This window comes from Bradyrhizobium sp. USDA 3315, assembly GCF_054056795.1.
In genome coordinates this window covers 3,583,053-3,608,650 of the sequence record NZ_JBSRYP010000001.1, presented here as the reverse complement: position 1 = coordinate 3,608,650, position 25,598 = coordinate 3,583,053, and the positions used below count along the sequence as shown (strand labels likewise).

The window sequence follows — 25,598 nt, the reverse complement described above, 5'->3', positions numbered from 1 at the left end:
CTTCGGTCGCCGGGCACAGCCCGGGCTCAATGACCAAAGAGCAGATAGCTGCGGTCGATGCCGCGGAGATCGCGCGTCTCGTCGGTCCAGCCGACCGCGCGGCGGTAGCTGCCCAACGCGGCAGTCTGCCGCAACGCGACCACGTCGGTCGGGCGAGGCTCCTCCGCATAAGGCGACACGTAAAGCGCGTCCTCGGGACAATACAGTTCGCAGAGGAAACAGGTCTGGCAATCGCCCTGACGGGCGATCACCGGAATCCCCTCCGTCTTGTCGAAGACATTGGTGGGGCAGACATTCACGCAGATGTCGCAGGACGTGCAGCGCTCGGCGTCGATCACCTCGATCATTCCGCGGCCTCTGCGTAGCTGGCATCGGCATGCGGCCGCACCGTGGTCCAGACCTCGTCCAAACCGCCGCTCGTCACGTAATGGCGTTGGCGGTCGTCTTGATCGGGATAGTCGTCGCGGCGATGCATGCCGCGGCTTTCGTTCCGCGCCAGCGCGCTGCGGTACATCCAGCGCGACGTCGCCAGCATGGCCGCGCTCTCGCGGGCGCGCAGCAGATCGTCCTTGCTCGCCGCATCGGCCGATGATGCATTGACCCACGCCGCATCCAGCCGCTCGAGGGCGCCTTCGAGACGCGAGGCATGCCGGAAGTAGTTCAGCTCAAACGGATAGACCTCGTCCTGGACCGCCTTTGTCAGCGTGGCGGGCTCAAACGCGCGACCCGCCTTGCTTCGGAACGCGACGGTACCGGCGGACGCCAGTCGTCGTTGACGTGCCGGGCCCAGCTGCCTTGCATAGCCGGCAGCGCCCCATCCGGCCCAGGTCCCCGATGACATCGCCCAGGCGGCATTGTGGCTGCCGCCGCCGGTGAAGCCGCCGCAGATCAATTCGCGCGTCGCTGCATCACCGGCGGCATAGAGTCCCGGCACGCTGGTGGCGCAGCTATCGTCGACAATGCGAAGGCCGCCGGTGCCGCGCACGGTGGCTTCGAGCCGCAAGGTGACGGGGAAACGCTCCCTGAAGGGATCGATGCCGGTGCGATCGAACGGCAGGAAGAAATTCGGCTGCGATGCGCGCATGTGACGCTGCACGTCGTCGTCGGCCTTGTCGAGGCGGGCATAGACCGGTCCCTGAAGCAGCGCGCGCGCAATCGCCGATCGCCCGCCCTTGGATGCAGCACCGGGAACGACGCTGCCGTCCTCGTAGCTGAAGGTCGCCCAGCCATAAAACAGCGTCTTGGTCACGGAGCCGAACGCCGGCGAGATCGCATAGGGATTCGAGAATTCCATGCTGCTGAATTCGGCCCCGACCTCCGCGGCCATCAGATAACCGTCTCCGGTCAGCACATTCGATCCCAGCGTCTTGCTCAGGAACGCGCAGCCCCCGGTCGCGATGACGACGGCCTTGGCGCGCACGATCCAGCGATCGTGCTTCTGGCGGCGCACCCCGCTGGCTCCCGCAACCGAGCCGTCGTCATCCACCAGCAGTTCGAGCGCCGGACTGTGATCGAGAATGGTGACGCCGGCCTGCTTGGTGCGCTTGCGCATCAGGCGCATGTATTCCGGCCCCTGCAGCGAGTTGCGCTGCGACGTGCCGCTGTCGTCGACCGGGTAAGGGTAACCCCAGGCGGCCAGACGATTGCTGTCCTCGTAGGTCTGGTCGAGCACGCGCGCCATCCAGCGGCGATCCTGTAGATGCCCGCCCATCTTTTCGCGATTGGCCATCGCGGCCTCGCGCAGCCCCGGCTTGGGATCAACATGCCAAACGCCGGTGCCGGCAGCCGCGGTGGCACCCGACGTGCCGCAAAATCCCTTGTCGGCGAGCACGATGCGTGCGCCGCACTCGGCTGCGCTCACCGCAGCCCACGTGCCTGCCGGTCCGCCGCCGATCACCAGCACGTCGGCGTCGAATTCGACCGAACCGCCTGGCGCGGTTCGCTGTTCGGCGCGTCGCTCGTGGACTGTCATCGTTCAGTTCTCCGGGCGGCACCGATTGCTTGCAACGCGCCGCAACAGCATCGTTACGCGCGCAGGCTGCCCTGGCAATTTCAGATATTTGCGCAGACTTGGACGAAGCTTCCCCTGCCGCGGCACGTGGCAGAATATTCATGCGGCGGCGGAGAGGACGTTCCGTTCATCGCAGAAGATCGACACCGGATTTGTTCGCAGATCGCGCAGCGGAGACGGATATTTCTTTTTGCATGCACGCGCCGGCCGTTCGTTTTCATGTGGCCTGACAGGCGATACTTCGTGAGTCGTCTCACCTCAATGCGGGGCAGCCATGTCCGATCGTCAGCTTCATCTCAATGTCAATCCGCTGCACTCCGGCGTCTATGCGTCGGCGTGGCGGCTGCCCGAAAGCGATCCTCGCGCCTGCTTCGACGTCGGCCATTATGTGCGCGTGGCTGAGATCGCCGAGCGCGGCAAGCTCGATGCGATCTTCCTTGCCGACACACCGGCGATCACCGACCGCATCGACTACCGCTCCTTCATGTCGATGGAACCGACGATCGTGCTGGCATCGGTGGCCGCGGCGACCAGCCATATCGGGCTGATCGCGACCGCCTCGACCACCTACAACGAGCCGTACAACATCGCGCGCCGCTTCGCGACCCTGGATCTCGCGAGCGGCGGCCGCGCCGGCTGGAATGCGGTAACCACTGCCGACGCGTCGGCCAGCCGCAATTTCGGCCTCAGCAACGTGCTGGAGCACAAGGCCCGCTACGAGCGCGCCAAGGAGTTCGCCGAGGTCGTCCATGCGCTGTGGGACAGTTGGGAGGACGACGCCTTTGTCGGCGACAAGTCCTCGGCGCGATTTGTCGATACGTCGAAGGTTCATCCGATCGCGCATCGCGGCGCCCATTACGCCGTGGCCGGTCCGCTTAACGTGCCGCGTTCGCCGCAAGGCCGCCCGGTGACCGTGCAGGCCGGTGGCTCGCACGACGGACGTGATCTCGCTGCCGCGCAGGCCGAAGCTGTGTTCACGCTGGCGCAGACGATCGAGGAAGGCGTCGCCTATGCGCGCGATCTGCGCGCCCGCGCCGCGACCTACGGCCGCGCCGGCGACTCCATCGTCATCCTGCCGGGCCTTGCCACAGTGATCGGCAGCACCGAAGCCGAGGCGAGACGGTGGCAGGATGAGCTGTGGGAGCTGGTTCCGATCGAGTACAGCCTGGCGCGTCTCGCGGGCACATTGCAGGTCGATCCTGCGATCCTTGAGCTCGACAAGCCGCTACCCGATCCGCTGCCGCTGCTGGCCAACGCCAACCACACCATGTTCCAGGGCACGGTGAACCTTGCGCGCCGCGGTAACCTCACCGTCCGGCAGTTGTTGCGCGCGCTCGGCGGCGGGGTCGGACACCGCATCATCGTCGGCACGCCCGAGCAGATCGCCAACGACATCGAGGCCTGGTTCAAGGCCGGCGCGGCCGACGGATTCAATCTGATGCCGGACGTGCTGCCGACCGGGCTCGAGGTCTTCGTCGACAACGTGGTGCCGATCCTGCAGCGCCGCGGTCTGTTCCGAACCGATTACGCCGGCACCACCTTGCGTGAGCATTTTGGCCTGCCTCGGCCGATCAGCCGCTTTGCGCGTCAGACGGAAGCCGCCGCAACCGCGTGACGCAGTTACCGCGAGCTCGCCAGCAGTGGTGGGGTGTCACTCGCAGCAGATGACGCTGCGCGGACGCGCGGGATGATCTCCTTCGCAAAGCGCTCCATCTCGGCCTCGAAAGGCTGGAACTGCAGCATGAACAACTCGATGCCTGCGGCATGGAACGCCCCGATTCGGGCGGCCACGTCATCATAGCTGCCGACCAGCCCGGCAGCGGTGCCGCCGTTGCTGCCGATCCGCTCCGACTTCTGCATGGTCTGCATCATCACGACCTTCGGGTCGGTGTTCTGTCGCTGGATCACCTTCATCGAGGCGTCCTTCCGCGACAGCTCAAGCAGCCGCTCATAGGCGGCCTGGGCCTCGGCCTGCGTCTGGCGCGCGATGACGAAGGCGGACAGCCCGAAGCGAAGCGGCGCCGACGTCCGCGGCCGCGCCGCCACGTCGGCAATGAGGCCCGCGACATCCTCGAGCGGCTGACCATTGATGAACCAGACGTCGCCGTGGTCGGCGACCAAAGCGCGCGCCGGCTCGGATTCGCCGCCGACATAGATCAATGGTCGCGGTCGGTAGAGGCTCGTCGGCCGCAACAGATAATCGCGGACGTCGAAATGCTCGCCCTTGTAGGTCAACCGCTCGCCCTGCATCAGGCGCGAGACAATCGTGATCCACTCGCGGCCATAGGCGTAACGGGCATCGTGCTCGGCAAAGCCGATGCCGGCCTTGTCGAGTTCGGGCCGGTTCCAGGCATTGACCAGGTTGATCGCGAAGCGTCCGCGGCTGATGTTCTCGATCCCGAGCGCGAGCTTGGCGAGAACCACCGGATGATAGAGATAGGGCTTGATGGCCGCGATGATCTCGATCCGGCTGGTCAATGCCGCAACGGCCGCCGCCGCGCTCCAGGCCTCGAGCTGATCGAAATCCTCCCGATGCGGATTGATGGTGTGCTGCGCGATCAGCGTGGAATCGTAGCCCAGTGCCTCGGCGGCAAGCACGAGGTCGCGATTGCGCTCCCACGATGCGTCATACGGCTCCTCCGGATCCTGATAGGCCGCGCGCGAACCATGGACCAGCGCCCAGATGCCAAAGCGAAGCGGTCGTGTCGACATGCCGTCTCTCCGATTTCCCTGACGTTACGTCGGCGTGTTTTCAAAGAAGCACGGCGACAGATCAAGCAGCGGCGCATCAAAAGATTTTCCTTGCCGCGCCGCGCGCGCCGATAAACCAGAAAACTCCGGACGCAGCGACAATTGGAATACGGCTCTATTTCTGTTCGAGAAAATTCGTGGGACAGTTTGCGCGACCTAAACAACGCCTTCTTTCGTGCGGCGACGCGCCGTTCATCGAGAGAACGGCGAACCATGCCGCGCGCGATCAATGATGCTCGCGCGCAATGTTAGACGAGGACAGAACAGACTTGAGCAACCTCGAACAGGCTGCGTCATCGATCGCGTTTGATTCAACGCCGCGCAGCGTTCAAACGGCATCGCCGTCCCGGAAGCCACGAGTAGAGATCGGCCGGCGCGGCATGCTGCTGCTGTCGTGGCTCGCCCCGGTCGTGCTTCTGATCGTCTGGGAATTGCTGGCGCAGGCCGGCTGGCTCTCGCCGCAGGTGCTGCCGGCACCGAGCAAGGTCGTCCGCACGGCATTCAAGCTGGCGACGTCCGGAAGCCTGCTGAACGATCTCGGCGTCAGCCTGCTGCGCGCAACGGCCGGTTTTGCGATCGGCGGCAGCGTCGGATTCGCGCTCGGTATCCTCGTGGGCTTCTCGCGGATCGCGGAGGCCGCGATCGACCGCAGCATCCAGATGATCCGCGCGATCCCGTTTCTCGCCGCGCTGCCGCTGGTGATCGTCTGGCTCGGCGTCGGCGAAGCCCAGAAGGTCTTCCTGGTCGCGCTCGGCGTCGCCTTCCCGATCTACATCAACACCACGCTGGGTATCCGGCAGGTCGACCCGAAGCTGCTCGAGCTCGGCCGCGTCCAGGGCCTCGGGACACTCGAGCTGATCCGGCGCGTCATCCTGCCCGGCGCCCTGCCCTCGATCCTGACCGGTGTGCGCTATGCGCTGGCGACCGCGTGGCTGGCACTGGTGGTCGCGGAGACCATCGGCGCCCAGTCCGGCATCGGCTTTCTCGCCATGGATGCGCGCGAGTTCCTGCGCACCGACGTGATCGTGCTGACGATCGTGATCTATGCGCTGATCGGCGTCGCCGCCGACGGCATCGCGCGCGCCCTGGAGCGACGGCTATTAGCCTGGCATCCGAACTATGGGGGCGCGCGATGACGCTGCACGCCGTGCCCTCACCGGCCGCGATTGCGCCGGCCGTCGTGGTGACGGGACTGCATCGCGCCTATGGCAGCCGCGTGGTGATCGAGAACCTCAACCTGCGCATCGAGCGCGGCGAGTTCGTCGTCCTGCTCGGCGAAAGCGGCTGCGGCAAGACCACGCTGCTGCGGGCGCTGGCCGGCCTCGATGCGATCGACGGCGGGCGCATCACGGCACCACGGCGGCCGGCCGTCGTTTTCCAGGAGCACCGGCTGCTGCCGTGGGACAGTCTGTGGCGCAACGTCTCGCTCGGCCTCAATGCGAGCGACGCCCGTCAGCGCGCCGCCACCGCGCTCACCGAGGTCGGACTCGGCGGCCGTCTCGATGACTGGCCGCGCAACCTCTCGGGCGGACAGGCGCAGCGCGTGGCGCTGGCGCGCGCGCTGGTGCAGGAACCCGAGTTGCTCTTGCTCGACGAGCCGTTCGCAGCGCTCGATGCGCTGACTCGCATTCGCATGCACGATCTGGTGCGCGAGCTGGTCGCCGTCCATCGACCCGGCGTGCTCCTGGTCACCCACGACGTCGACGAGGCGATCGCGCTCGCCGACCGCATCCTGGTGATGCGCGAGGGCCGGATCGCGTTCGAGCATCGCATGAAACGTAACGGCGCAGCGCCGATCGCCCGCACCGACCTGCTGGCGGAGCTCGGCGTCGACACCTCTCACCCCATTCCTGCCTGAGGACCACTCAATGTCTATCCCCCGGTTCACCAACCCCACCCGTCGCAGCTTCCTTGGCGGCGCCGCCTTCGGCATCGGCGCGCTTGCCGGCTTTGACCTGTCCGAGCCGGCGCATGCGGCGACCGGCCGCGTCACCGACACGGTGCGTCTGACCTGGGGTTTGAGCGGCCTCAATCTGATCGCCAAGGAGCGCGGCGAGTTCGAGAAGCTGCTGGCCAGGGACGGCATCAAGGTCGAGTGGCTCGGGCCGTTCCCCAATCATGTGCCGACGCTGCAGGCTGTGACCGGCGGTAGCGCCGATTTCAGCTTCGGCGGCAGCACGACGCCGGCACTCGCCGCGATCATCGCCGGCTCGCCGCTGGTGTTCACCCAATTCGTGGTCTACGAGCCGCGCACCACGGCGATCATCGCGCGGGATGACTCTGGCATAAACAAGGTCGAGGATCTCGTCGGCAAGTCGGTGGCGGTGAACCGTTCGGGTCTCGGCGAATTCCTGCTGGTTGCCGCGCTCGAGAAGCACAAGGTCGACCGCTCCAAGGTGACGTTCGTCTATCTCAACCCGCCGGACGCAGCGCCGGCGCTGGCCTCCGGGAAGGTCGACGCCTGGTCGATGTGGAGCCCGGGCGTCGATATCGCGCGGCTCGAATACAAGGCGCACGACATCTTCCTGGAAGGTCGCGATCTCGAGTTCCAGATCGACTACACGTCCTACCTGACCACCCGAAAATTTGCGACCGACAATCCTGCGCTGGTCCGGGCCGTCAACGATGCCTTCCGCGCCGAAGGCAAGTGGATCTCCGCGAACAGCAAGGATGCCGAATACATCGCGCAGAAGGCCGGCAAGTACAGCGACCAGGTCCGCGACCAGTTCATCGCGCTGAACCGGCAGTATCGCTACTTCGCCGCCAACGACGAAAACTTCCTCGCCGAGCTGCAAAGGGCCGCCGACTGGCTGGTCGCGCGCAAGGTGCTCCCGGAGCCGATCAAAGTCACCGACCACCTGGCCCAGCTCTGATCAGTAGCCGTCATATCAATCAACGCCATTTGGGTGATACCAATGAACAAGCCTCTGTCCGCCACCTCGCTGGAGCCTTCCGACCGCCTTCACAGCCGCGCACCCGATATCGACGCGCTGCTCGGCCGCATCGCGGAAGGCGCCGCCGACCGCGAACGCGAGCGCGTCCTGCCGTTCGCGCAAGTCGATCTCATTCGCAAGGCCCGCCTCGGCGCGTTGCGGCTTCCGATCGAAGCCGGCGGTGCCGGCCTGTCGATTCGCGCATTGTTCGAGATCGTCATCGGTCTCGGCGAGGCCGACGCCAATGTCGCGCATATCCTGCGCAACCATTTCAGCGTCGTCGAACGCCTGGTGCGCCGGCCGAAGGACGATCAGCACAGGCAGTGGCAGAAGACAGTTGCCGACGGCGCGATCATCGGGCTCGCGGCGACCGAGCTCGACACGCCGAAGGTCGGCAATGTCACGCCGAACACGACACTCACTGCCGACGGCGACGACTACCTGCTCAACGGCACGAAATACTATAGCACCGGCACACTGTATTCGGACTACGTCCTCGTTCGCACCGCCGACACATCCGCCACCAATGCTGCCGTGCTGATTCCGGTGAACCGCGAGGGCATTGAGCTGATCGACGACTGGGACGGTCTCGGGCAGCGGCTGACGGCGACCGGCACCACCCACTTCCGCAACGTGCGCGTCAAGCGCCAGGAGGTCGTGTTCGATGCACCGGATACCGGCTACGGCATTCCCTACTCCAACACATTTGCCCAGCTGTTCCTGACCGCGATCAATGCCGGCATCGCGCGCGCCGTGCTGCGCGACGCCAGCGCCCTGGTGCGGACCCGCAAGCGGACGTTCTATTACGCGCCGAGTGAGGTCCCGGCGGACGACCCGCTGCTGCAACAGACCATCGGTCAGATCGCCAGCAGCGCATTCGCCGCCGAGACCGTGGTGCTTGCGGCCGGGGAGGCGCTCGATGCCGCCACCGACGCCTTCGATGCAGGTGACGAAAGCGCCGTCGATGCCGCGCACAAGGCCGCGCTGCTGTCGGCCAAGGCCAAGATCGTTGCGGACGAATTCGCGATCCGGAGCGGCAGCCTGCTGTTCGATGTCGGCGGCGCATCGGCCACCAAGAAGGCGACCAATTTCGACCGCCACTGGCGCAACGCGCGCACCTTGGCGTCGCACAATCCAAACACCTTCAAGGCGCGCTCGATCGGACAATACGAGATCAGCGGCACGCCGCTACCCGCCAAGGGCTTCTTCTAGAGCCCCACTCCGATCGAATCGGAACGGAGCTCTGGATTGTTGTTTTGATGCGTTTTCTTCACGCGAACCGGTATCCACTTCGCTCGAAAACGCTCTGGCGAGGTCCAATCCGGCGAGGCAATGCAAGGGAGAATCCCGATGAGCAAGCCGGATATTCATCTTGTGGATGCCGACCACGAGATCGAGCGTCAATTTCGCCTTGTCATGCGCCGCCTCCCGGGCGGCGTTTGCATCATCACCGCAGGACAGGGTGAGGACATCACCGGCATGACGGTGACCTCGCTGACGTCGCTCAGCGCCAGCCCACCCCGGCTGCTGGTCAGCATCAACCGGCAGGCATCGTCCTTCGCACCGATCGCCCGCCATCGGCTGTTCGGCGTCAACATCCTCGGCTCCGACCAGCAGGCCCTGGCCGAGCGCTTCAGCAATGGCCGGCTGAAAGGCAGGGAACGCTTCGAGGGCACCGATTGGACCCATGGAGCCTCGGGCGTGCCGTTGCTGCAGCGGTCGCTCGCGATGATCGAATGCCAGGTCGAGGAGATCATCGAGCGGAATTCCCATGGCATCATCGTGGGCCGCCTCGCCAGCATGGAATTGTCGCATCGGCTGTCCGGCCTCACCTACTGGAATGGACAGTATGTCCAGATCGATCACGCCGATCTCGACCTATTGGCCGAAGTCAGCATTCCTCTGGCGCATGTCCGTTAGGACAGAGAAAGGGTGCAGCATGAAACGCGAATTGCCGCCAGCATCGCCTCCGTCAACGGCCGGCGCGGTCAGCAGACCACCAGGCCGCTGGCAGCTCGACCGGATCGTGGCCGAGTTGCGCACGTCGCGGGAGGAGACCCACAGCATCCGGCAAGACGGCGAGGCTCGCCGTGCCCCCTCGCGCGACGCGCTGGAGGCGATCCTGGATGGCCTCACCGAGGCGCTGTTTCCGCGCCACTACGGCCAATCGGACCTCGACGGCGAGAACATCGACTATTTCGTCGGCAATACGCTGAGCACAGCATTGGATTCGCTCAGCGCGCAGATCCATCGCGGCGCGCTGTTCGTTGGCGACGAGCTGGAGCCGGGCTTTGGGCACGAAGAGGCGATCGAGCTGACACGCGCATTCGCGACCCAACTGCCGTCGGTCCGCGGACTTCTGATCAACGATCTGCGGGCGGCATTCGTTGGAGACCCGGCGGCGCGGAATTTTCCCGAGATCCTGATCGGCTATCCGGGGATGACCGCCATCATCCACCATCGCCTTGCGCATCTGCTCTACCAGATCGGCGCGCGGCTGGTGGCTCGCCTGATGTCGGAGATCGCCCACACAAGGACCGGCATCGATATCCATCCCGGCGCCCGGATCGGCTCCGGATTCTTCATCGATCACGGAACCGGCGTCGTGATCGGCGAAACCGCCATCATCGGCAACAACGTCCGGATCTATCAGGCGGTCACGCTCGGCGCGCGGCATTTCCCGACCGACGACGAGGGCCATGTGATCAAGGGCGACGCCCGCCATCCGATCGTCGAGGATGACGTCGTGATCTACGCCGGCGCAACCATACTCGGCCAGATCACGATCGGCCGCGGGTCGACCATCGGCGGCAACGTCTGGCTGACCAAGGACGTGCCGCCGAACAGGATTGTGACGCAGGCCACCGCACGAAACAGTCCGAGCGGCGCCTGAACCACGATCTCACGCCGAGATCTGTGCCTTCCATAGCATCAAGCGCCGTTCCAACGCCTCCAGGACGGCATTGAATGCCAACCCAATCACGGTGATCCCGATTATGCCGAAATACATCTGCGGGATCAGGAAGCTGTACTGGCTGTTGATGATGAGATAGCCGAGACCGGCCTTGGCGCCGACCATCTCGGATGCGACCAGCACCAGCATGGCTGACGCACTGGCGAGGCGAATGCCGACAAAGATCGTCGGAAGCGCCGCCGGAAGGATCACCTTGCGGAACAGCTGCTGCGGGGTCGCGCCCATGGTCCGCGCCGACTTGATCAAGAGCGGATCGACCTGCTTCACCGCGGCGATGGTGTTGAGCAGGAGCGGCCATGCGCAGCTATAGACCACCATCGTGACCTTCGAGAGCTCGCCGATGCCAAGCAGCAGGATGAACGCCGGCAACAGCGCGAGCGGCGCGGTATTGCGGCAAATCTCGATGAACTGGTTCAGCAGATCGCCGAGCCTTGTGTACCAGCCGACGGCCAGCCCGAGCGGGACGAACAACACGACCGACACCAGAAACCCGCTCAGGGCGCGGAGCAGGCTCGCGGAGGCGTCGTCATAGAGCTCGCCGGTTTGCGCGAGCTGCCAGCCTGCGGCGATGACATCAGAGAATGGCGGCAGAAACACCGCGTCGATCAAGCCGAGCCTCGGCGCGGCCTCCCAGATCGCCAGAAGGGCGATCAGCAGCAGGGAGCGGCGCCCGAAAGCTGCCAGACCGCGGGCCGCGGCGCGGGCCGCGCTCACCAGCGGTGACCGCGCGGCCGCCGGGTGCTCGTCTCGCCGCCCATGCGCGAGCTCCAGCAATGTCAGCATCTCTAGGCTAGACATGAGCGACTCCCTTTACTTCACGGTCGGCACGGCCTGCGCTGACCCTGCCCGCCGATTGCCCCTGCTGCGCCTTCTGCACCTCCTCGCGGAGCAGGCTCCAGATCTCATGGCGCACGCGGCCGAATTCCGGCAGCGAGCGCACGTCCTCGGCTTCGCTGCGCAAGGCCGCGGGGATATCGACAATCTCTTTGATCCGCCCCGGACGCGACGTCATGACCGCCACGCGCTGGCCGAGCACGATCGCCTCGTCGATGCCATGGGTAATGAAGATGATGGTCTTGCCAGTGGCACGCCAGATCCGCAGCAGCTCGCCCTGCAGCGTTTCGCGCGTCTGGGCATCGAGCGCGGCGAACGGCTCGTCCATCAGCAGCACTTCCGGATCGTAGGCCAGGCTCCGCGCAATCGCGACACGCTGCTTCATGCCGCCGGAAAGCTCGTGCGGGTAACGGTCGGCAAAGCCGGACAGCCCGACCAAGTCGAGGAAGTGCCGCGCGATCTCTCCGCGCTGCTTCGGCTTGAGGCCGGCAATGTCGAGCCCGAACTCGACGTTCTGCACGGCGGTGCGCCATGGAAACAGCGCATATTGCTGGAACACGACACCGCGGTCGCGTCCGGGACCGATGATCGGCCGGCCATCGAGCAGGATGCGGCCGCTGGTCGGCGTTGCGAGCCCGCCGAGCAGATCGAGCAATGTCGACTTGCCGCAACCGCTTGGACCGACCAGGGCAAGGAATTCGCCGGCGCGGACGTCGAACGTGATGTCCTCGAGCGCGGTGAAATGGCCCGCCGGCCGGCCTCCCTCGCCTCGGGTGACGAACTCCTTGCGGACCTTGTCAAAGCTGATCTTGACCGACGTCATCGCGCCTCCGCCGTCTTTCCGGGACGGAAATAGTTGAACTCGTTGGTGTAGGTGTCCGAGGCCTTGATCTGGCCCGGCTTGAGCAGGCCATCCTTGACCAGCCAGTCGACCCAGACCTGCAGCTCAGCATCCGAGATCACGCCGCCCTTGGACGCGACGCCGGTGGTCTTCCAGTACTTGATCGAGGAGGCGTCCTCGTTGCGCTTGCGCTCCGCGATGATCCGGTTGAAGCGAGCCCGCACTTCATCGGGCGGCGCCGTCTGCGCCCACTGGATCGCGCGCGAGATCCCCTCAACCAGCTTGCGGGCGGTGTTCGGATTGTCCTTGATGAACTTCTCCCGCAGCACATAGGCACCGCCGGTGAACTGTCCGAACAGATCGGTATCGTTGAAGAGCGAACAGATCCCGCCACGCTCCAGCGCCTTGTCGCGCAACACGCCGCTGAGCGCGCTCACCTCGACCTGCCCTTGCCGCAGCGCCTGCTCGCCGGTAACGGGTGGGACCGCCACCAATGTCACCTGCTTGGCCTCGCCGGCGCTAAGACCGTTCCGCGCCAGATACTCACGCAGCACGAACTCCAGATGGGCGCCAAGCGTATTGACCGCGACCTTCTTGCCGATCAGGTCGCGGGCCGTCTTGATCGGACTGTCATCCTTCACATAGTAGCCGTAATAGGTGTTCGCGTCGGAGCCGTAGTAGCCGACCACCGCCTTGATCGGTGCCTTGGCCGCGATCAGCTTGATAATCGCGCCATAGAAAGCGCCGCCGACGTCGATGTCGCCGGTGACGACGGTCTGGATGTCCTGCGGTCCGCTGATGGTGTTGCCGACCCATTTGAGCTTGAGCGGCGCGAGGTAGCCGAGGTCCTCGGCGAGCTCGGTGAACGTCACCTGCCCGGCCCAGCCTTGATAACGGATCTCGGTCTTCTCGAGCGGTGGCTCGGCGAAGGCCGAAGCGATCAGGCCCAACGCAAAGACGCCGGCCAGCAGCAATCGCGCCGCCCGGCGCGCAGCGGCTCGCCGCGCGCGCAGAATTCGAATGATGGCATTCATTGTGTTGCTCCAATAGGCGACATGCTCAGGCTGCCTTCGCCGCTTGCGGCTTCGGCGATTTGATCCGCGTCACGCTGTGGCGGCCGTCGACGCTGACCGGAACCTCGCCGTCGATGGTGGCGCGGCGCACCACACGATGCTGATCGCCGTAGTCATTGACGGCGTAGTGCTGGGTCGCGCGATTGTCCCAGATCGCGACGTCTCCGGCCCGCCAGCTCCAGCGCACGGTATTCTCCGGAGCCGTGATGTGGGACTGGAACAGATCGAACAGCTTCTGGCCGTCATATTTCGGCAGGCCGACAAAGCGCTGGACGAAATTGCCGAGCACCAGCGTGTGCTCGCCCGTTTCGGGATGGACGCGCACGACCGGATGCTCGGTCTCATAGATCGTCCCGGTGAATACCTCGTCGAAATGCTTTCTGTCGGCGTCGGTGGCGCGAGACTTCACCGCGTAGTCATAGGCATTGCTGTGAACCGCCCAGAGCTCGTCGGCGAGCTTGCGCAACGGCGGAGGCAGATCGAGATAGGCGGCCGCCGTGTTGGACCAGACGGTGTCACCGCCATAGGGCGGGATCACCACACCGCGCAGCACCGAGATCTTCGGATAGGCATCGACGAACGTGACGTCGGTATGCCATTGGTCCGCGCGGCCGCCACCACGCCCCGAGTCCAGCTCGAGGATCGACGACGTACCCTTGCTCGGGCCGACGGTCGGATGCGGCACCAGTTTGCCGAGCCTAACCGCGAAGCGCTCCTGCTCGGCGTCGTCGAGGTGCTCCTGGTCGCGGAAGAAGATCACCTTGTGCTCGAGCAGCACCTGGTTGACAGCACGGATGACCGCGTCGGGAAGGTCACCCGACAGCTTCACATTCTTGATCTCGGCACCAAGCCGGGCGGCACGCTTGACGATGTCGGCGCGCGGAATGACGTTGTCGATGGTGGTCGTCTTGCTCATGATGTTGGTCTCGTCGCCGCGATCCCCTGGACAAGGCTCCGCCATGCGCCGGTCGCGGAAACGACGGCGGAGATCAATGATGTGGTCGTGATCCTCGCTATTCCGCCGCGACGGGCTGCGGCGGTCGCCAGACAGCCGGTGCATAGAGCTCGGCGGTGAAATCCTCCGCGATCTCTCCGTTGATGCGCGCCTCGTGAGATGCAAGGTCGGCCAGGAACAGATCGCGGCTGACCCTGGCCGTGATCCCCGGAATGTCGCGCTTGAAGCTTGGAACGTCGCCGATCGGCAGGCCGAAGCTGACAAATGCTGCCGGGTTGAAGACGTGAATGTCCTTCAGATACGGCGCGCGGCCCGGAACTTTCTCCAGATACTCGTGCCCGGACCCGAGATAAGGATAGGCCGCCAGGCGATCGTCCTTTTCGTCGTCAGGCGGCACGAAGCGATCTCGCCACAGCAGGATTTCGTCGGCGAAATCGCCGAGCTCTGACTGCGCGCCCAGATCGACGGAATAGCCAGTTCCCGCAATCGCGAAATCGAACGCGAACTCGCCCTGCGGAGTGATGGCGACCGGCCGCACCCCCTTCAATTGCGCCGAGGTCCAGGGTGCGCCCAGGTGCAGATGAAAATTGGGGAAGGCTACCGCGCGCGAGATCGCATCCGGCGGCGGGGTCGACCCAGCCTGCCTGAACCGAATCGCTTGATGCCAGCGCACCGCGTCGGGCAAGCTGCCATAGTTGTCATAGGCTCCCGGGTAGCCGCGGATCCGAATGACCGGCAACGCGGCCAAGGTTTCCCGGCGCGCAAACAGATGAACATCGCGCGCTCCGGCCTCAAGGGCTGCAGCCGCCGCATCGAAGGCCGACGCAGCACTCCCGACCACCGCAACGGAGAGACCACGCAGCATCCTGAAATCGATCTTCTCCGATGTATGCGCACGGAATCGTTTCGGCAGGACCCGCAGCGCATCAGGGACATAAGCGCCCCCGCCACCCGCAAAGCCGGTTGCGAGCACCAGCTTGCGCGTGGTCTCGATGGTCGTGACCCCGCTCCGCTCCAGATGTAACCGCAAATGATCGGCTGCGGGCTCGATGCGGAGCAGCCGGGTGCCGTAACGAATGCCGGCGCCGGTCACGCGGCGATACCAGTCGAGATAGGCCGCCCAGTCGAGCCGCGGAATCCGATCGAGCGCGTCGAAGGCCGCCGCGCCATGGCGCGTTTCATACCATGCTTGGAAACCGAGACCGGGCAGACCGAGCTCCGGACCTGGAAGCGTCTTCGGAGTGCGAAGCTTGTGCATTCGCGCGCTCGTCAGCCACACGCCGGCCTTGCTGGCGTCGGCGGCGGCGTCGATCACCGAGACCTTGCCGATCCCGGCGCGCCGAAACGCAAACGCGAAGGCCGCGCCGGACTGGCCACCGCCGACCACGACGACGTTGTGATCGATTCCGTCGCGATCAGGCACCCAGTTCTGTGGGTCGGCCCCGATCAGCCGGAGGGCCTCGCGGGCGACGCTGTCGGGATCGGATTGCGGCATGAATGACCACCTCGCTTTGACGTTACAAATCGTAAAAGCGATCGACATTCAGTCAATGAAACGAAACCAGCTTTGTTTTTGATAGCAGGCAATGTTCGCGTCGTGGACAACGCGGGCATTGAAATATTTGCGATGATCGCCGCCTGACCGATCATCTCATGTGCATTGCGACGTGCGGGATCGGCGCGATCGATCGGGAGAACTTCCCAAATCATACGTCGCCGGGATCGGCGCGATCGCAGTCATCTCCGGTGAACGACGAACTCGTCACGTTCATGCTCGCTTGCCGTGCAACAACGCAAATTCATTTCACCGCCGCCGACATAGAGTCTGACGCAGCGCACGCGCCTGACGTTGACGCGCGGCGAGCAACGATGGATCTCTCGAAATGCCGCGAACTGCCGGCAACATCAGCCTTGAACACGATACCCCGGAGCTCGCCCGCTCCTATGATGAAGCGGGACTCGTTCAATTTCGCCACGGCAAGTTCCTGATCGGGCCGCTCGCCATCAAGACCGGCGAGCACGTGCTCGACATCGGGACGGGAACCGGCCGGCTTGCGGAATTCGTCGCCGGACTGGTCGGTCCGGACGGCCGCGTGATCGGTATCGATCCACTTGCCGGCCGCATCGAAATTGCGCGCCTTCGGCAGGGGGATAACCTCCAGTTCGCCACCGGGCGCGCCGAAGAACTGTCGCGCTTCGACGACGCGCAGTTCGACGCGGTCTATCTCAATAGCGTCTTCCATTGGATCTCCGACAAGGATCGCGCGCTGCGGGAGGTCCGGCGCGTGCTCAAGCCCGGCGGCCGCCTCGGATTGAATGTGCAGGATCCGTCCAGGCCGCACCAGTCGCGCCTGCTGCTTCGTCGCGCCATCATCGAGGCGGGTCTTGCCGGCGATCGCCAGGACTCGAACCCGGTGCTCGGATCGACCGACGAGGAGCTCAAATCGCTGTTCGCGGCACACGGCTTCGCCGGCTACCGCAGCGAGCTGCGCGCGCTGATCGATATCCACGACGATGCGGCATCGCTGCTGCAGTGGTCGGAAGCGAGCGCATTCGGAAATTTCCTCGAAGCATTCACCCCTCACGAGCGCGAACTGGTGCGCCGCACCTTCGCGCGCCTTGTCGAAGAACAGCGCACGCACGAAGGTTTGAAGCTGGAGCGCTACCTGCGCTTCGCGTTTGCGCACAAGGCGCCGTCCCACCAATAATAATCAGCAAAACTCACGAGATCCGAGATGAGCAAACGACAGCTTTCCCTTAACCTCTTTATTTATCCCGGCGGCCATCACGAGGCGGCGTGGCGCTACAAGGGGTCTGCGGCGGATCGCATCCTTGACGTCAGCTATTACCAGGAGCTGGCGCAGCGTGCCGAGGCGCAGAAATTCGACGCGATCTTCTTCGCCGACGGCCCCGCGCTCGCCGACAATGTTCGCTACGCACAACGCTTCCGGTTCGAGCCGATCACCTGGCTGGCCGCGATCGCCGTCGCCACGAAACGGATCGGCCTGATCGCGACCGCGTCGACGACCTATACCGAGCCCTACAATCTGGCGCGCCTGTTCGCCTCACTCGATCACCTCAGCGGCGGCCGGGCCGGCTGGAACATCGTCACGACCAGCACGGCACAGGCGGCGCAGAACTTTGGCTTGCCCGAGCATCCACCTCACCACGAGCGCTACGAGCGGGCGCGGGAATATATCGATGTCATCACGCGGCTGTGGGACAGCTGGGAAGACGACGCCGTGGTGAACGACCCCGCATCCGGCATTTTCGCCGATACGGGAAAGATCCATCCGATCGATCACGTCGGAAAGCACTTCCGGGTGCGCGGTCCGCTCAACATCTCGCGGACACCGCAGGGACGGCCGGTCTATGTCCAGGCGGGTTCGTCTGATGACGGACGCGCCTTTGCCGCGCGCTATGCCGAAGCGATCTTCACCGCGCATCAGACGCTGGCGAGCGCCCAGGAGTTTTATGCGGACATCAAGCGGCAGGCACGCGCGTTCGACCGCAGCCCCGATCAGGTCAGGATCCTGCCGGGCATCAGTCCGTTCATCGCCAGCACGCAGGCCGAAGCCGACCTGTTGCAGGACGAGTTCAACGAGCTGATCCAGCCGGAATACTCGTTGACCCAACTTCGCCAGATGATCGGGCTCGACCTCTCCGGCTTCGACTTCGACGGTCCCTTTCCGCGCCACCTGATCGACACCGGCAGCGCCCGCGGGGTCGCCAGCCGTTTCAAGCTCGTGGTCGACATCGTCGATCGCGAGCAGCCGACCATCCGCCAGCTCGTGCAGCGTCTCGCCGGGGCGCGCGGCCACTGGGTGATCGCGGGCCCGCCGGAGAAGATCGCCGACAACATCCAGACTTGGTTCGAGAATAGCGCGGCCGACGGCTTCAACGTGATGCCGCCCTGGCTACCCGGCGGGTTCGATATCTTCGCCGAGCAGGTCGTGCCGATCCTGCGCAAGCGCGGCCTGTTCCGCGGCGAGTACAGCGGCACGACGCTGCGCGACCATTTCGGACTGAGCCGGCCGCAAAGCGTGTTTTCCGGATCGATCAAGGCGATCGCCTGACGTGATCGAAACCGCCGACCCCGCGTCGGCCGGATCGCTATTTGCCCACAGCCTGAGGATTTGAGAATTCAATGACCACTGCGCGCGTCCTGTTCCTTTCGACCCTGCTCATTCTCGGTGCTCTGACCGGCGCCGCCCTGCACGCGGAGACATCAGCCAAATCCGATCTGAAAGTCGGCTTCGTGCCGGGCCCCTACATCGACGAATTCAAGGTTGGCGTCGCGCCGGAACTCGAGAAGAAGGGCTACCGTGTCCGCTATGTCGAGTTTTCGACCGGGCTGGAAGCCAATAATGCAGTGTTCAAAGGCGAGATCGACGCCAACGTCATGCAACACACGATCTTCCTGAACTCGTACAACGAGCGGCAGCAAACCGACCTCGTCGGCATCGTCCACGTCCCGACACCCCCGATGGGGCTTTACTCGAAGAAGCACCCGGTCGGCTCCCCGATCAAGCCCGGCTCGACCGTGGCCGTGCCCAACGATCCCGTCAATCTGCAGCGTGCGCTCTGGATCCTGCGCGATCTCGGCCTCGTCGAGATTCGCGACTCCAAGCCGGTCGATGTCAGCGAACTCGACGTGATCAAGAACCCCGGCGGCATCAAGATCGTGCCGCTGGAAGCGGCACAGGCGCCGCGCGCGCTCGACGACGTTGATTTCGCCGCCATCCAGGGCAACTTCGCGATCTACAGCGGCTTGAAGCTGACCAATGCATTCGCCCTGGAGAAGATGACGACGCCCTATATCAATGTGGTCGCGGTGAAGCAGGCCAATGCGAGCTCGCCGTGGGCGCAGGACATCGTCGCCGGCTACAAATCACAGACGTTCAAGACCGCGATCCTGTCCGACCGTTTCTATGACGGGTTTACCTTGCCGGATTACCTGAAGCGCTAGACCCAGCCACCATCCACGATATGGCTCTGGTTGGTGCAGGCACCGCTGTCATCGGCGGCAAAGAACAGCACGACGCGGGCGATATCATCAGGCACGAGTTTGCGCTTGAGGCATTGGCGCTGCATCAGCTCGGCCACGCCTTCAGACGTCAACCACAGATCCTGCTGCCGCCGGGTCATGATCCATCCGGGCAGGATGGAATTGACCCGTATGTTGTGCGGCCCGAGATCGCGGGCCAGCGCCCGGGTGAGGCCCTGAACGGCTGATTTGGCCGTTGTGTAGCAGGGCATGTTGCCCTGGCCGATCACCCAGCTCACCGAGCCGATGTTGACGATCGAACCGCCCCCTGCCTGCTTCATGTCCGGCGCGACCGCCTGAGCGCTGAAGAACTGGTGCTTCAGGTTGACGGCGATCCGCTCGTCCCAGAATTCCGGTGTGACGTCCTCGATCGCGTGACGATCATCGCGGGCCGCATTGTTGACCAGGATGGTGACCGGCCCGAGCGCCTCGCGGATGCCGGCGACCGCGCGCCGCAGCGCGCCGATGTCGCGCAGATCGGCATGTTCGAAGTGCACGCGGGCTTGTGCCCCGAGATCGGACAGCAGCTGCTCCGACGACGTCAGATCGATATCGATGAATCCGACCCGCGCGCCCTGGCCGATGAACCGGCGGACGATCGCCTCGCCGATGCCGGAACCGCCGCCGGTGACCAGTACGGTCCGGTCCTTGAGACTTGGATAGATGGCGCCCTGCATTGGCATCCTCTCGATATTGGCGCCTGAAGGGCGTCGGTTGCGTTGCTGCGGCTCAGGCAAAAGGGCCACAGATTCCGAGGTTCACTCGGTTGTCTCCATGAGGCTGCGGTCCACGACCCGCAGCGTCCGCCGCACCATGCCGTCGACGATGGTCGCCGACTCGCTTGGACGCACATATATTGCCGTGGACTTGAGCAGCCACGGCAGCACCGCCTGGTCGAGCCTCTCCTCATAGGCACTGCGCATCATGTCGAATGCCTGCAGGCCGGGACCTGCGAGGATGACATGATGCGGGCGCAGCACCGATATCGTCGTGGCGACCGCTTCGGCAAGCGCGTGACCCGCCTGCTGGAACAAGTGCTCGAGACGGGAATCGCCGCTCCGCGCCCGATCGCGCAACAGAGCCATCTGCGCCTCGGACGGTTGCTGCGACGCCGCCGGCGGCAGGTCGAGAAAGGTGCGGGCATCGCGGTAAAGCGCATAGTCGGCAAGATGGGCCTCGATGCAGCCGCGCTGACCGCAGCGGCATTGCGGGCCGTTCAGCGCCAATTTGACATGACCGATCTCACTGCCCGCGCCGGCACCCCAGCGCGCTTCACCGTCGACAATGATGCCCATGCCGACGCCGTGGCCCACCATGATCGTGGCCGTGAGGCCCTGCGCCAGTACCGGTTCGGCGGCAGCGAGGGACAGCGCGACCGCGACCGCGTCGTTCGCCATCACGACTTCGACAGCGAACGCCTGGTGGATCGGCTTGGCAAGATCGACGTCGGTGATCGACAGCGCCGGGCTCCACAGATGCCGGCCGGTATCGCCGTCGACGATGCCCTGTAGCGCTATTCCGATTCCGAGCAAGCGATGTCGCGGCGTGGCGGTCGCCTCAAGCATGGCGTCGATCTGTGCGATCACGACCTCGCATAGTGCGCTTGCATCGAGCGCGCGCGTCGCGAGTTCAAGTCGCGATTGCGCCAGGGCGGAGCCGCTGAAATCGGCGATCAGTGTCTCGACCAGATTCATGCGCAGCGAGACCGCGATGATGCGGCCAAATTCGGGATTCAGGGTCAGCAGGACTGCCGGCCGGCCGCGGCGACGGCCACCATCCGCGTCCTCTTCGTCGGCGTCGTCGGGCCACAGCGTCGCCGCATCTGTCTCGGCTTCGCACAGCAGGTCCTCCGCCATCAGCTTCGACGTGATGGCCGAAATGGCGGGGAAGCTCAGGCCCGTGCTGCGTGCGAGCTCGACCCGCGGCAACGGCCCCTGGCGTCGCAGTACCTCGACGAGACGGCCGGGGTTCGATCCGCGGGCCAGGCTCGAAGCACGTCTCAACGGCTCGGGCTGTTCGTTCATATTGCGCTTTTTAATTCGCTTTATGAAATTATTCAACGCAGGCTACTCGTTTGTGGGTCAAAAAGCGCGGATAGCGACTGAAAAATATCACTCCCATACTACTATCGGCCGAAGGCGTGATCATGAACATCCTTGACTGGACATTTTGTCGCGCTAATTTATTCGTTACGTGAATAAAATAAGGCGTGAAAAGCGCCGGGCGTGAAATCCCCTCACCGGGGGTGTCGACAGGGAGGTGCATATGAATGTCTCAACCAGAAAATTGATCGTGCCGCTCATGGCGGGCGCTGCCGCGCTCGCCATGGCGACGGGGGTAGCACAGGCACAGCAGAAAAAGACCATCGCGCTGGTGACCAATGTCGCGGCCGACTTCTGGACCATCGCGGGCCGTGGGCTTGAGAAGGCGCAGAAGGAGCACCCGGACTACAATATCGAATTGATCGTCACCAATGAAGGGACGGCGGCCGGCCAGCGGCGCGAACTGGACGATCTGCTGGTGCGCGGCGTCGCCGGTATCTCGATCTCGGTCGACGATGCACCGCATGCAACCGAAGAACTCAACAAGGTTGCCGCCAAGACCGTGCTGCTCACCACGGACAGCGACGCGCCGCAGAGCAATCGCCTCGCCTATATCGGCACCGACAACGTCGCGGCGGGGCGACAGGCCGGCGAGGAGATCAAGAAGGCGCTGCCGAACGGCGGCAAGATCGCACTATTCGTCGGAACGATGGACGCCGACAACGCCCGCGAGCGGGTGCAGGGCATCAAGGAAGCGATCGCCGGCACCAAGGTCGAACTGGTCGACGTGTTCACCGACCAGGTGGACTTCGCCAAGGCCAAGGCGAACATGGAGAACGTGCTCGTCAAATATCCCGACATCGCGCTGCTGTCCGGCCTATGGAGCTACGAGACGCCGCTGATCTATGACGCGGTGAAGGCCGCGGGCAAGGCCGGCAAGGTGAAGATCGTCGGCTTCGACGAGGATCAGCGGACGCTGCGCGGCATTTCCGACGGCACGATCGAATCCACGGTCGTCCAGCAGCCCTACGAGTTCGGCTATCTCTCCGCCACCAACATCATCAAGACGCTGAACGGCGACAAGTCCTGGATTCCGAAGGACAGCAAGCTGATCGTGCCGACCAAGGTGATCAGCAAGACCAACGTCGCGGAGTTCGCCGCACATCTGAAGGAACTGCTCAAGAAGTAACTTCAGTCGGCTTCAACGCCCGGCCGCCACAGGCCGCCGGGCGTTGTGCAGGAGGACATGCCGAATGGCGGAAACGCTGCTGGAACTCAGCGGAATCAGCAAGACCTATCCCGGCGTCAGGGCGCTCGACGACGTCAATTTGCGCGTCAATCGCGGCGAGGTGCTGGGCCTGATCGGCGAGAACGGCGCCGGCAAATCGACGCTGATGCGCGTGCTCGCCGGCGTGATCGCGCCGAGCGCCGGCGCGATCCGCATCGGCGGCACCGGGCACGCCCGGATGACGGTGACCGAGGCGACGCGATCTGGCATCGCCTTCGTGCACCAGGAACTGAACCTGTTCGAGAATCTCGACGTCGCGGCCAATGTCTTCATCGGACGCGAGAAGCTGGCCGGCGGCCCGCTGAAGCTGGTGGACAATGCGCAGATGCACGCCCGCGTGATGCCCCTGCTGGAACGGCTGGGCGCCGATTTCACGCCGGGCACGCTGGTCGAGAATTTGTCGATCGCGGAGCGCCAGATGGTGGAGATAGCCAAGGCGCTCTCGATCGACGCCCGCGTCATCATTATGGACGAACCGACCTCCAGCCTGACGATTTCGGAGACGGAACGGCTGCTTGAGGTGATTGCCGACCTGAAGACGCACGGCATCTCGGTGATCTACATTTCTCACCGGCTCGGCGAGATCATGAGCTGCGCCGATCGCGTCGTGGTGCTGCGCGACGGGCGCACGGTGGGGGAGTTGGCGCGCGACGAGCTCAGCCACGCCGCCATGATCCGGCTGATGATCGGCCGCGACCTGAAGGCGCTATATACACCGCCGTCCTGCACGCCGCAGCCCGGCGGCTGCGATATCGCCGGCGTCGTGACCACTGCCTTTCCTGACCGGCAGATCAATCTGTCCGTGCGGCGCGGCGAGATCCTCGGCCTCGCCGGGCTCGTCGGCGCCGGCCGCACCTCGCTTGCCCGCGCGGTGTTCGGCGTTGACCCGCTGCTGGGCGGCGAGATCCGGATCGACAACGCCCCGGTCGGCGTCGCCTCGCCGCGTGACGCGATCAGGCAAGGGATCTACCTGGTGCCGGAGGATCGCAAGAAATCCGGGCTGGTGCTGGAGCTGCCGATCCGGGAGAACGTGACACTCGCGAGCCTGCTGGATCATGCGCGGATGTGGCTGGTCAACGGCGCGGCCGAGCGCAGAATCGCCAAAGACCAGGCCAGGCGGCTGTCCATCAAGGCGCCGAGCATCGACATCGAAGCCGTGACGCTCTCCGGCGGCAACCAGCAGAAAGTAGTGCTGGGCAAGTGGCTCTCCATGCAGCCGCGCGTGATGTTCTTCGACGAGCCGACCCGCGGCATCGACGTCGGCGCCAAGAGCGAGATCTACGCGCTGATGCGCAGCCTCGCCGACCAGGGCGTCGCGATCGTGATGATCTCCTCGGACATGGAGGAAGTCATCGGCGTCTCCGACCGGGTGGCGGTGATGCATGAAGGCAGTGTCAGCGGCGTGATCGAGCGCGACCAGTTCAGCGAGTACAACGTGTTGAGGCTGGCGGTCGGCCAAGCACTCGAAACCATGGAGGCCGCTGCGCCATGATGAAGAAGGAACTCGGCCTGTTCTTGCTGCTGGCGGTGATCTCCGCCATCACCGGCGCGATCAATCCGGCCTTCCTGTCGGTCGTGAATCTGCTGAACATGGCCAATCTGATCGGCCTGTTCGGCGTGTTCGCGCTCGGTGAAGGCCTCGTCATCATCACCGGAGGAATCGATCTTTCGCTCGGCTCGATGTTCGCGCTACTCGGCGTCATCTTCATCGACCTGCTGACGACCTATCAGGTGCCCTGGCCGTTCGCGCTGCTGCTGGTCCTGATGGGCGGGCTTGCGCTGGGCGGCATCCAGGGCTTCCTGATCACGCGGCTGAAAATGCAGCCCTTCATCGTAACGCTGTGCGGCCTGCTGATCTATCGCGGCGCCGCGCGCTATTACACCAGCGATTCGACACGCGGCTTCGGCTACGGTGACGAGGCGAGCACGCTGAGCAACATCGCCTCCGGTAATATTGCGGGCATCCCGAACACCTTCATCTTCCTGATCATCCTTGCGCTGATCCTCGGCGTGCTGCTGCACCGCTCGGTCTACGGGCGCTGGCTTTATGCCGTGGGCAAGAACGAGGAAGCGGCGCGCTTCTCCGGCATCAACACCAATCTCGTGATTGCGACCGCCTATGTCATCAGCGGCGGGCTCGCCGGCGTCTCGACCGTGATGTTCGTGTTCTACACCAACTCGGTTTCTCCGAGTTCCTTCGGCAACTTCTACGAACTCTATGCGATCGCGGCGGCCGTCCTCGGCGGCTGTAGCCTGCGCGGCGGCGAGGGCTCCATTCTGGGCATCGTGCTCGGGACGGCGTTGCTGCAGGTGCTGCAGAACCTCGTGAACATCCTCGGCATTCCCAATTCGCTGAACTTCGCGGTGATGGGGACCGTGATCCTGATCGGTGTGCTGGCGGATCAGCAATTGCAGGCCCGTCGACGGCGCAAGGCCGCGCTGGCAGGCCTCGCCCGCACTGCGCCAAGATCGAAGGAAAGCACAATTCTGCAGGGCGCAGCTCCGCATAGCGCGGCTGCGTTGCCGACGACGACGGGCGATCAGGCATGACAACTCGAAAAGGAAGAACCCGGACCGGGAATATGGTCGCGGCGGCTTGAGTAGAGGAACGAGCGGAAGGAGTTCGAGGCGCAAGATCGATCAAGCTCGCGGCGCTCGTATCCAATTTGGCGCAGCAAGCCTGGCCCAGTGAGCCGCAGGCAGACCCTCGCGACCGTCTCGGAGGGCTTTGCGTGCGCGCATTCTATCTCTGATTGATAGAGCGATGAATTGAAACTATCGCGTTCCCCGCTGAAGGGCTTTGGGCGGGAACGTGGCACAAAAATAGACAAAGCCGGGGACGCTGGGAG

At 64.5% G+C, this 25,598-nt stretch carries 23 protein-coding genes; 13 read left to right on the top strand and 10 right to left on the bottom strand.

The genetic code is table 11. From position 1 onward, the window contains the following. Positions 1 to 26: 26 nt before the first annotated feature. Together ACVIYL_RS16595 and ACVIYL_RS16590 are read right to left on the bottom strand one after the other, a co-directional pair. On the bottom strand, positions 27 to 347 hold the full coding sequence (locus ACVIYL_RS16595) for a 4Fe-4S dicluster domain-containing protein (protein ID WP_016840109.1): 321 nt from the start codon (positions 345 to 347) through the stop codon (positions 27 to 29). Further along, positions 344 to 1,972 carry an FAD-binding protein gene (locus ACVIYL_RS16590; RefSeq protein ID WP_456779180.1) on the bottom strand — a complete coding sequence of 543 codons (1,629 nt, stop codon included), beginning with the start codon at positions 1,970 to 1,972 and terminating at the stop codon, positions 344 to 346. The genes ACVIYL_RS16595 and ACVIYL_RS16590 overlap by 4 nt, the downstream gene beginning before the upstream one ends. Before the next feature lie 313 nt (positions 1,973 to 2,285). Between ACVIYL_RS16590 and ACVIYL_RS16585 the strand changes: the two genes are divergently transcribed. After that, positions 2,286 to 3,626, top strand: a complete 1,341-nt coding sequence (locus ACVIYL_RS16585; RefSeq protein ID WP_456779179.1) for an LLM class flavin-dependent oxidoreductase — start codon at positions 2,286 to 2,288, stop codon at positions 3,624 to 3,626. A gap of 5 nt (positions 3,627 to 3,631) precedes the next feature. Here ACVIYL_RS16585 and ACVIYL_RS16580 read toward each other — a convergent pair whose 3' ends face one another. Then, positions 3,632 to 4,723 (bottom strand): LLM class flavin-dependent oxidoreductase, encoded by a 1,092-nt coding sequence (locus tag ACVIYL_RS16580; RefSeq protein WP_456779178.1) that lies wholly within the window; start codon positions 4,721 to 4,723, stop codon positions 3,632 to 3,634. 419 nt (positions 4,724 to 5,142) lie between these two features. On the opposite strand from ACVIYL_RS16580, the gene ACVIYL_RS16575 reads away from it, so the two are divergent. The 6 genes from ACVIYL_RS16575 to epsC all read left to right on the top strand — a co-directional run bounded on the left by ACVIYL_RS16575 (position 5,143) and on the right by epsC (position 10,588). Further along, the gene (locus ACVIYL_RS16575; RefSeq protein WP_085970476.1) at positions 5,143 to 5,898 is read left to right on the top strand and encodes an ABC transporter permease subunit; all 756 of its coding nucleotides are present in this window, start codon (positions 5,143 to 5,145) and stop codon (positions 5,896 to 5,898) included. Further along, a complete protein-coding gene (locus tag ACVIYL_RS16570; protein ID WP_057017440.1) occupies positions 5,895 to 6,620 on the top strand; it encodes an ABC transporter ATP-binding protein in 726 nt (241 codons plus the stop codon). Before ACVIYL_RS16575 ends, ACVIYL_RS16570 begins: the two co-directional genes overlap by 4 nt. A gap of 10 nt (positions 6,621 to 6,630) precedes the next feature. After that, a complete protein-coding gene (locus ACVIYL_RS16565) occupies positions 6,631 to 7,635 on the top strand; it encodes an NrtA/SsuA/CpmA family ABC transporter substrate-binding protein (RefSeq protein ID WP_456779177.1) in 1,005 nt (334 codons plus the stop codon). Between the two features lie 42 nt (positions 7,636 to 7,677). Continuing rightward, positions 7,678 to 8,907: an acyl-CoA dehydrogenase family protein gene (locus ACVIYL_RS16560; protein ID WP_456779176.1), complete on the top strand. Its 1,230-nt coding sequence runs from the start codon at positions 7,678 to 7,680 to the stop codon at positions 8,905 to 8,907. A 138-nt stretch (positions 8,908 to 9,045) separates the two neighbouring features. Further along, positions 9,046 to 9,615: a flavin reductase family protein gene (locus tag ACVIYL_RS16555; RefSeq protein ID WP_456779175.1), complete on the top strand. Its 570-nt coding sequence runs from the start codon at positions 9,046 to 9,048 to the stop codon at positions 9,613 to 9,615. Between the two features lie 19 nt (positions 9,616 to 9,634). After that, entirely contained in the window at positions 9,635 to 10,588 is a 954-nt protein-coding gene (epsC, locus tag ACVIYL_RS16550; RefSeq protein ID WP_456779174.1) for a serine O-acetyltransferase EpsC, read from the top strand. 9 nt (positions 10,589 to 10,597) lie between these two features. Here the strand turns inward: epsC and ACVIYL_RS16545 are convergent, their stop codons facing one another. The 5 genes from ACVIYL_RS16545 to ACVIYL_RS16525 form a co-directional block, all read right to left on the bottom strand. Continuing rightward, on the bottom strand, positions 10,598 to 11,467 hold the full coding sequence (locus ACVIYL_RS16545; protein ID WP_456779173.1) for an ABC transporter permease: 870 nt from the start codon (positions 11,465 to 11,467) through the stop codon (positions 10,598 to 10,600). Then, a complete protein-coding gene (locus ACVIYL_RS16540) occupies positions 11,460 to 12,326 on the bottom strand; it encodes an ABC transporter ATP-binding protein (protein WP_456779172.1) in 867 nt (288 codons plus the stop codon). The genes ACVIYL_RS16545 and ACVIYL_RS16540 overlap by 8 nt, the downstream gene beginning before the upstream one ends. Then, positions 12,323 to 13,378, bottom strand: coding sequence for an ABC transporter substrate-binding protein (locus tag ACVIYL_RS16535; RefSeq protein WP_456779171.1), 1,056 nt, complete (start codon positions 13,376 to 13,378; stop codon positions 12,323 to 12,325). The genes ACVIYL_RS16540 and ACVIYL_RS16535 overlap by 4 nt, the downstream gene beginning before the upstream one ends. A 25-nt stretch (positions 13,379 to 13,403) precedes the next feature. Further along, positions 13,404 to 14,333 (bottom strand): TauD/TfdA dioxygenase family protein, encoded by a 930-nt coding sequence (locus tag ACVIYL_RS16530; RefSeq protein WP_456779170.1) that lies wholly within the window; start codon positions 14,331 to 14,333, stop codon positions 13,404 to 13,406. A gap of 97 nt (positions 14,334 to 14,430) precedes the next feature. After that, on the bottom strand, positions 14,431 to 15,867 hold the full coding sequence (locus ACVIYL_RS16525; RefSeq protein ID WP_456779169.1) for an FAD-dependent oxidoreductase: 1,437 nt from the start codon (positions 15,865 to 15,867) through the stop codon (positions 14,431 to 14,433). A 388-nt stretch (positions 15,868 to 16,255) separates the two neighbouring features. On the opposite strand from ACVIYL_RS16525, the gene ACVIYL_RS16520 reads away from it, so the two are divergent. From ACVIYL_RS16520 to ACVIYL_RS16510, 3 genes are all read left to right on the top strand, one after another. Continuing rightward, positions 16,256 to 17,080 carry a class I SAM-dependent methyltransferase gene (locus tag ACVIYL_RS16520; RefSeq protein WP_456779168.1) on the top strand — a complete coding sequence of 275 codons (825 nt, stop codon included), beginning with the start codon at positions 16,256 to 16,258 and terminating at the stop codon, positions 17,078 to 17,080. Between the two features lie 27 nt (positions 17,081 to 17,107). Next, complete coding sequence (locus ACVIYL_RS16515) at positions 17,108 to 18,448, top strand: LLM class flavin-dependent oxidoreductase (RefSeq protein ID WP_456779167.1); 1,341 nt, start codon at positions 17,108 to 17,110, stop codon at positions 18,446 to 18,448. Positions 18,449 to 18,519: 71 nt separating this feature from the next. Then, positions 18,520 to 19,341: a MetQ/NlpA family ABC transporter substrate-binding protein gene (locus ACVIYL_RS16510; RefSeq protein ID WP_092081435.1), complete on the top strand. Its 822-nt coding sequence runs from the start codon at positions 18,520 to 18,522 to the stop codon at positions 19,339 to 19,341. On the opposite strand, the gene ACVIYL_RS16505 is transcribed toward ACVIYL_RS16510, so the two are convergent. Beyond that, complete coding sequence (locus tag ACVIYL_RS16505) at positions 19,338 to 20,096, bottom strand: SDR family NAD(P)-dependent oxidoreductase (protein ID WP_092081437.1); 759 nt, start codon at positions 20,094 to 20,096, stop codon at positions 19,338 to 19,340. The genes ACVIYL_RS16510 and ACVIYL_RS16505 overlap by 4 nt on opposite strands. A gap of 81 nt (positions 20,097 to 20,177) precedes the next feature. Next, on the bottom strand, positions 20,178 to 21,443 hold the full coding sequence (locus ACVIYL_RS16500; protein ID WP_456779166.1) for an ROK family protein: 1,266 nt from the start codon (positions 21,441 to 21,443) through the stop codon (positions 20,178 to 20,180). Positions 21,444 to 21,684: 241 nt separating this feature from the next. Here ACVIYL_RS16500 and ACVIYL_RS16495 point away from each other — a divergent pair, with 241 nt between their 5' ends. The 3 genes from ACVIYL_RS16495 to ACVIYL_RS16485 all read left to right on the top strand — a co-directional run bounded on the left by ACVIYL_RS16495 (position 21,685) and on the right by ACVIYL_RS16485 (position 25,299). Beyond that, on the top strand, positions 21,685 to 22,650 hold the full coding sequence (locus tag ACVIYL_RS16495) for a sugar-binding protein (RefSeq protein WP_456779165.1): 966 nt from the start codon (positions 21,685 to 21,687) through the stop codon (positions 22,648 to 22,650). A 64-nt stretch (positions 22,651 to 22,714) separates the two neighbouring features. Next, complete coding sequence (locus ACVIYL_RS16490; protein WP_456779164.1) at positions 22,715 to 24,241, top strand: sugar ABC transporter ATP-binding protein; 1,527 nt, start codon at positions 22,715 to 22,717, stop codon at positions 24,239 to 24,241. Further along, the gene (locus tag ACVIYL_RS16485; RefSeq protein ID WP_456779163.1) at positions 24,238 to 25,299 is read left to right on the top strand and encodes an ABC transporter permease; all 1,062 of its coding nucleotides are present in this window, start codon (positions 24,238 to 24,240) and stop codon (positions 25,297 to 25,299) included. Before ACVIYL_RS16490 ends, ACVIYL_RS16485 begins: the two co-directional genes overlap by 4 nt. Positions 25,300 to 25,598 lie beyond the last annotated feature (299 nt).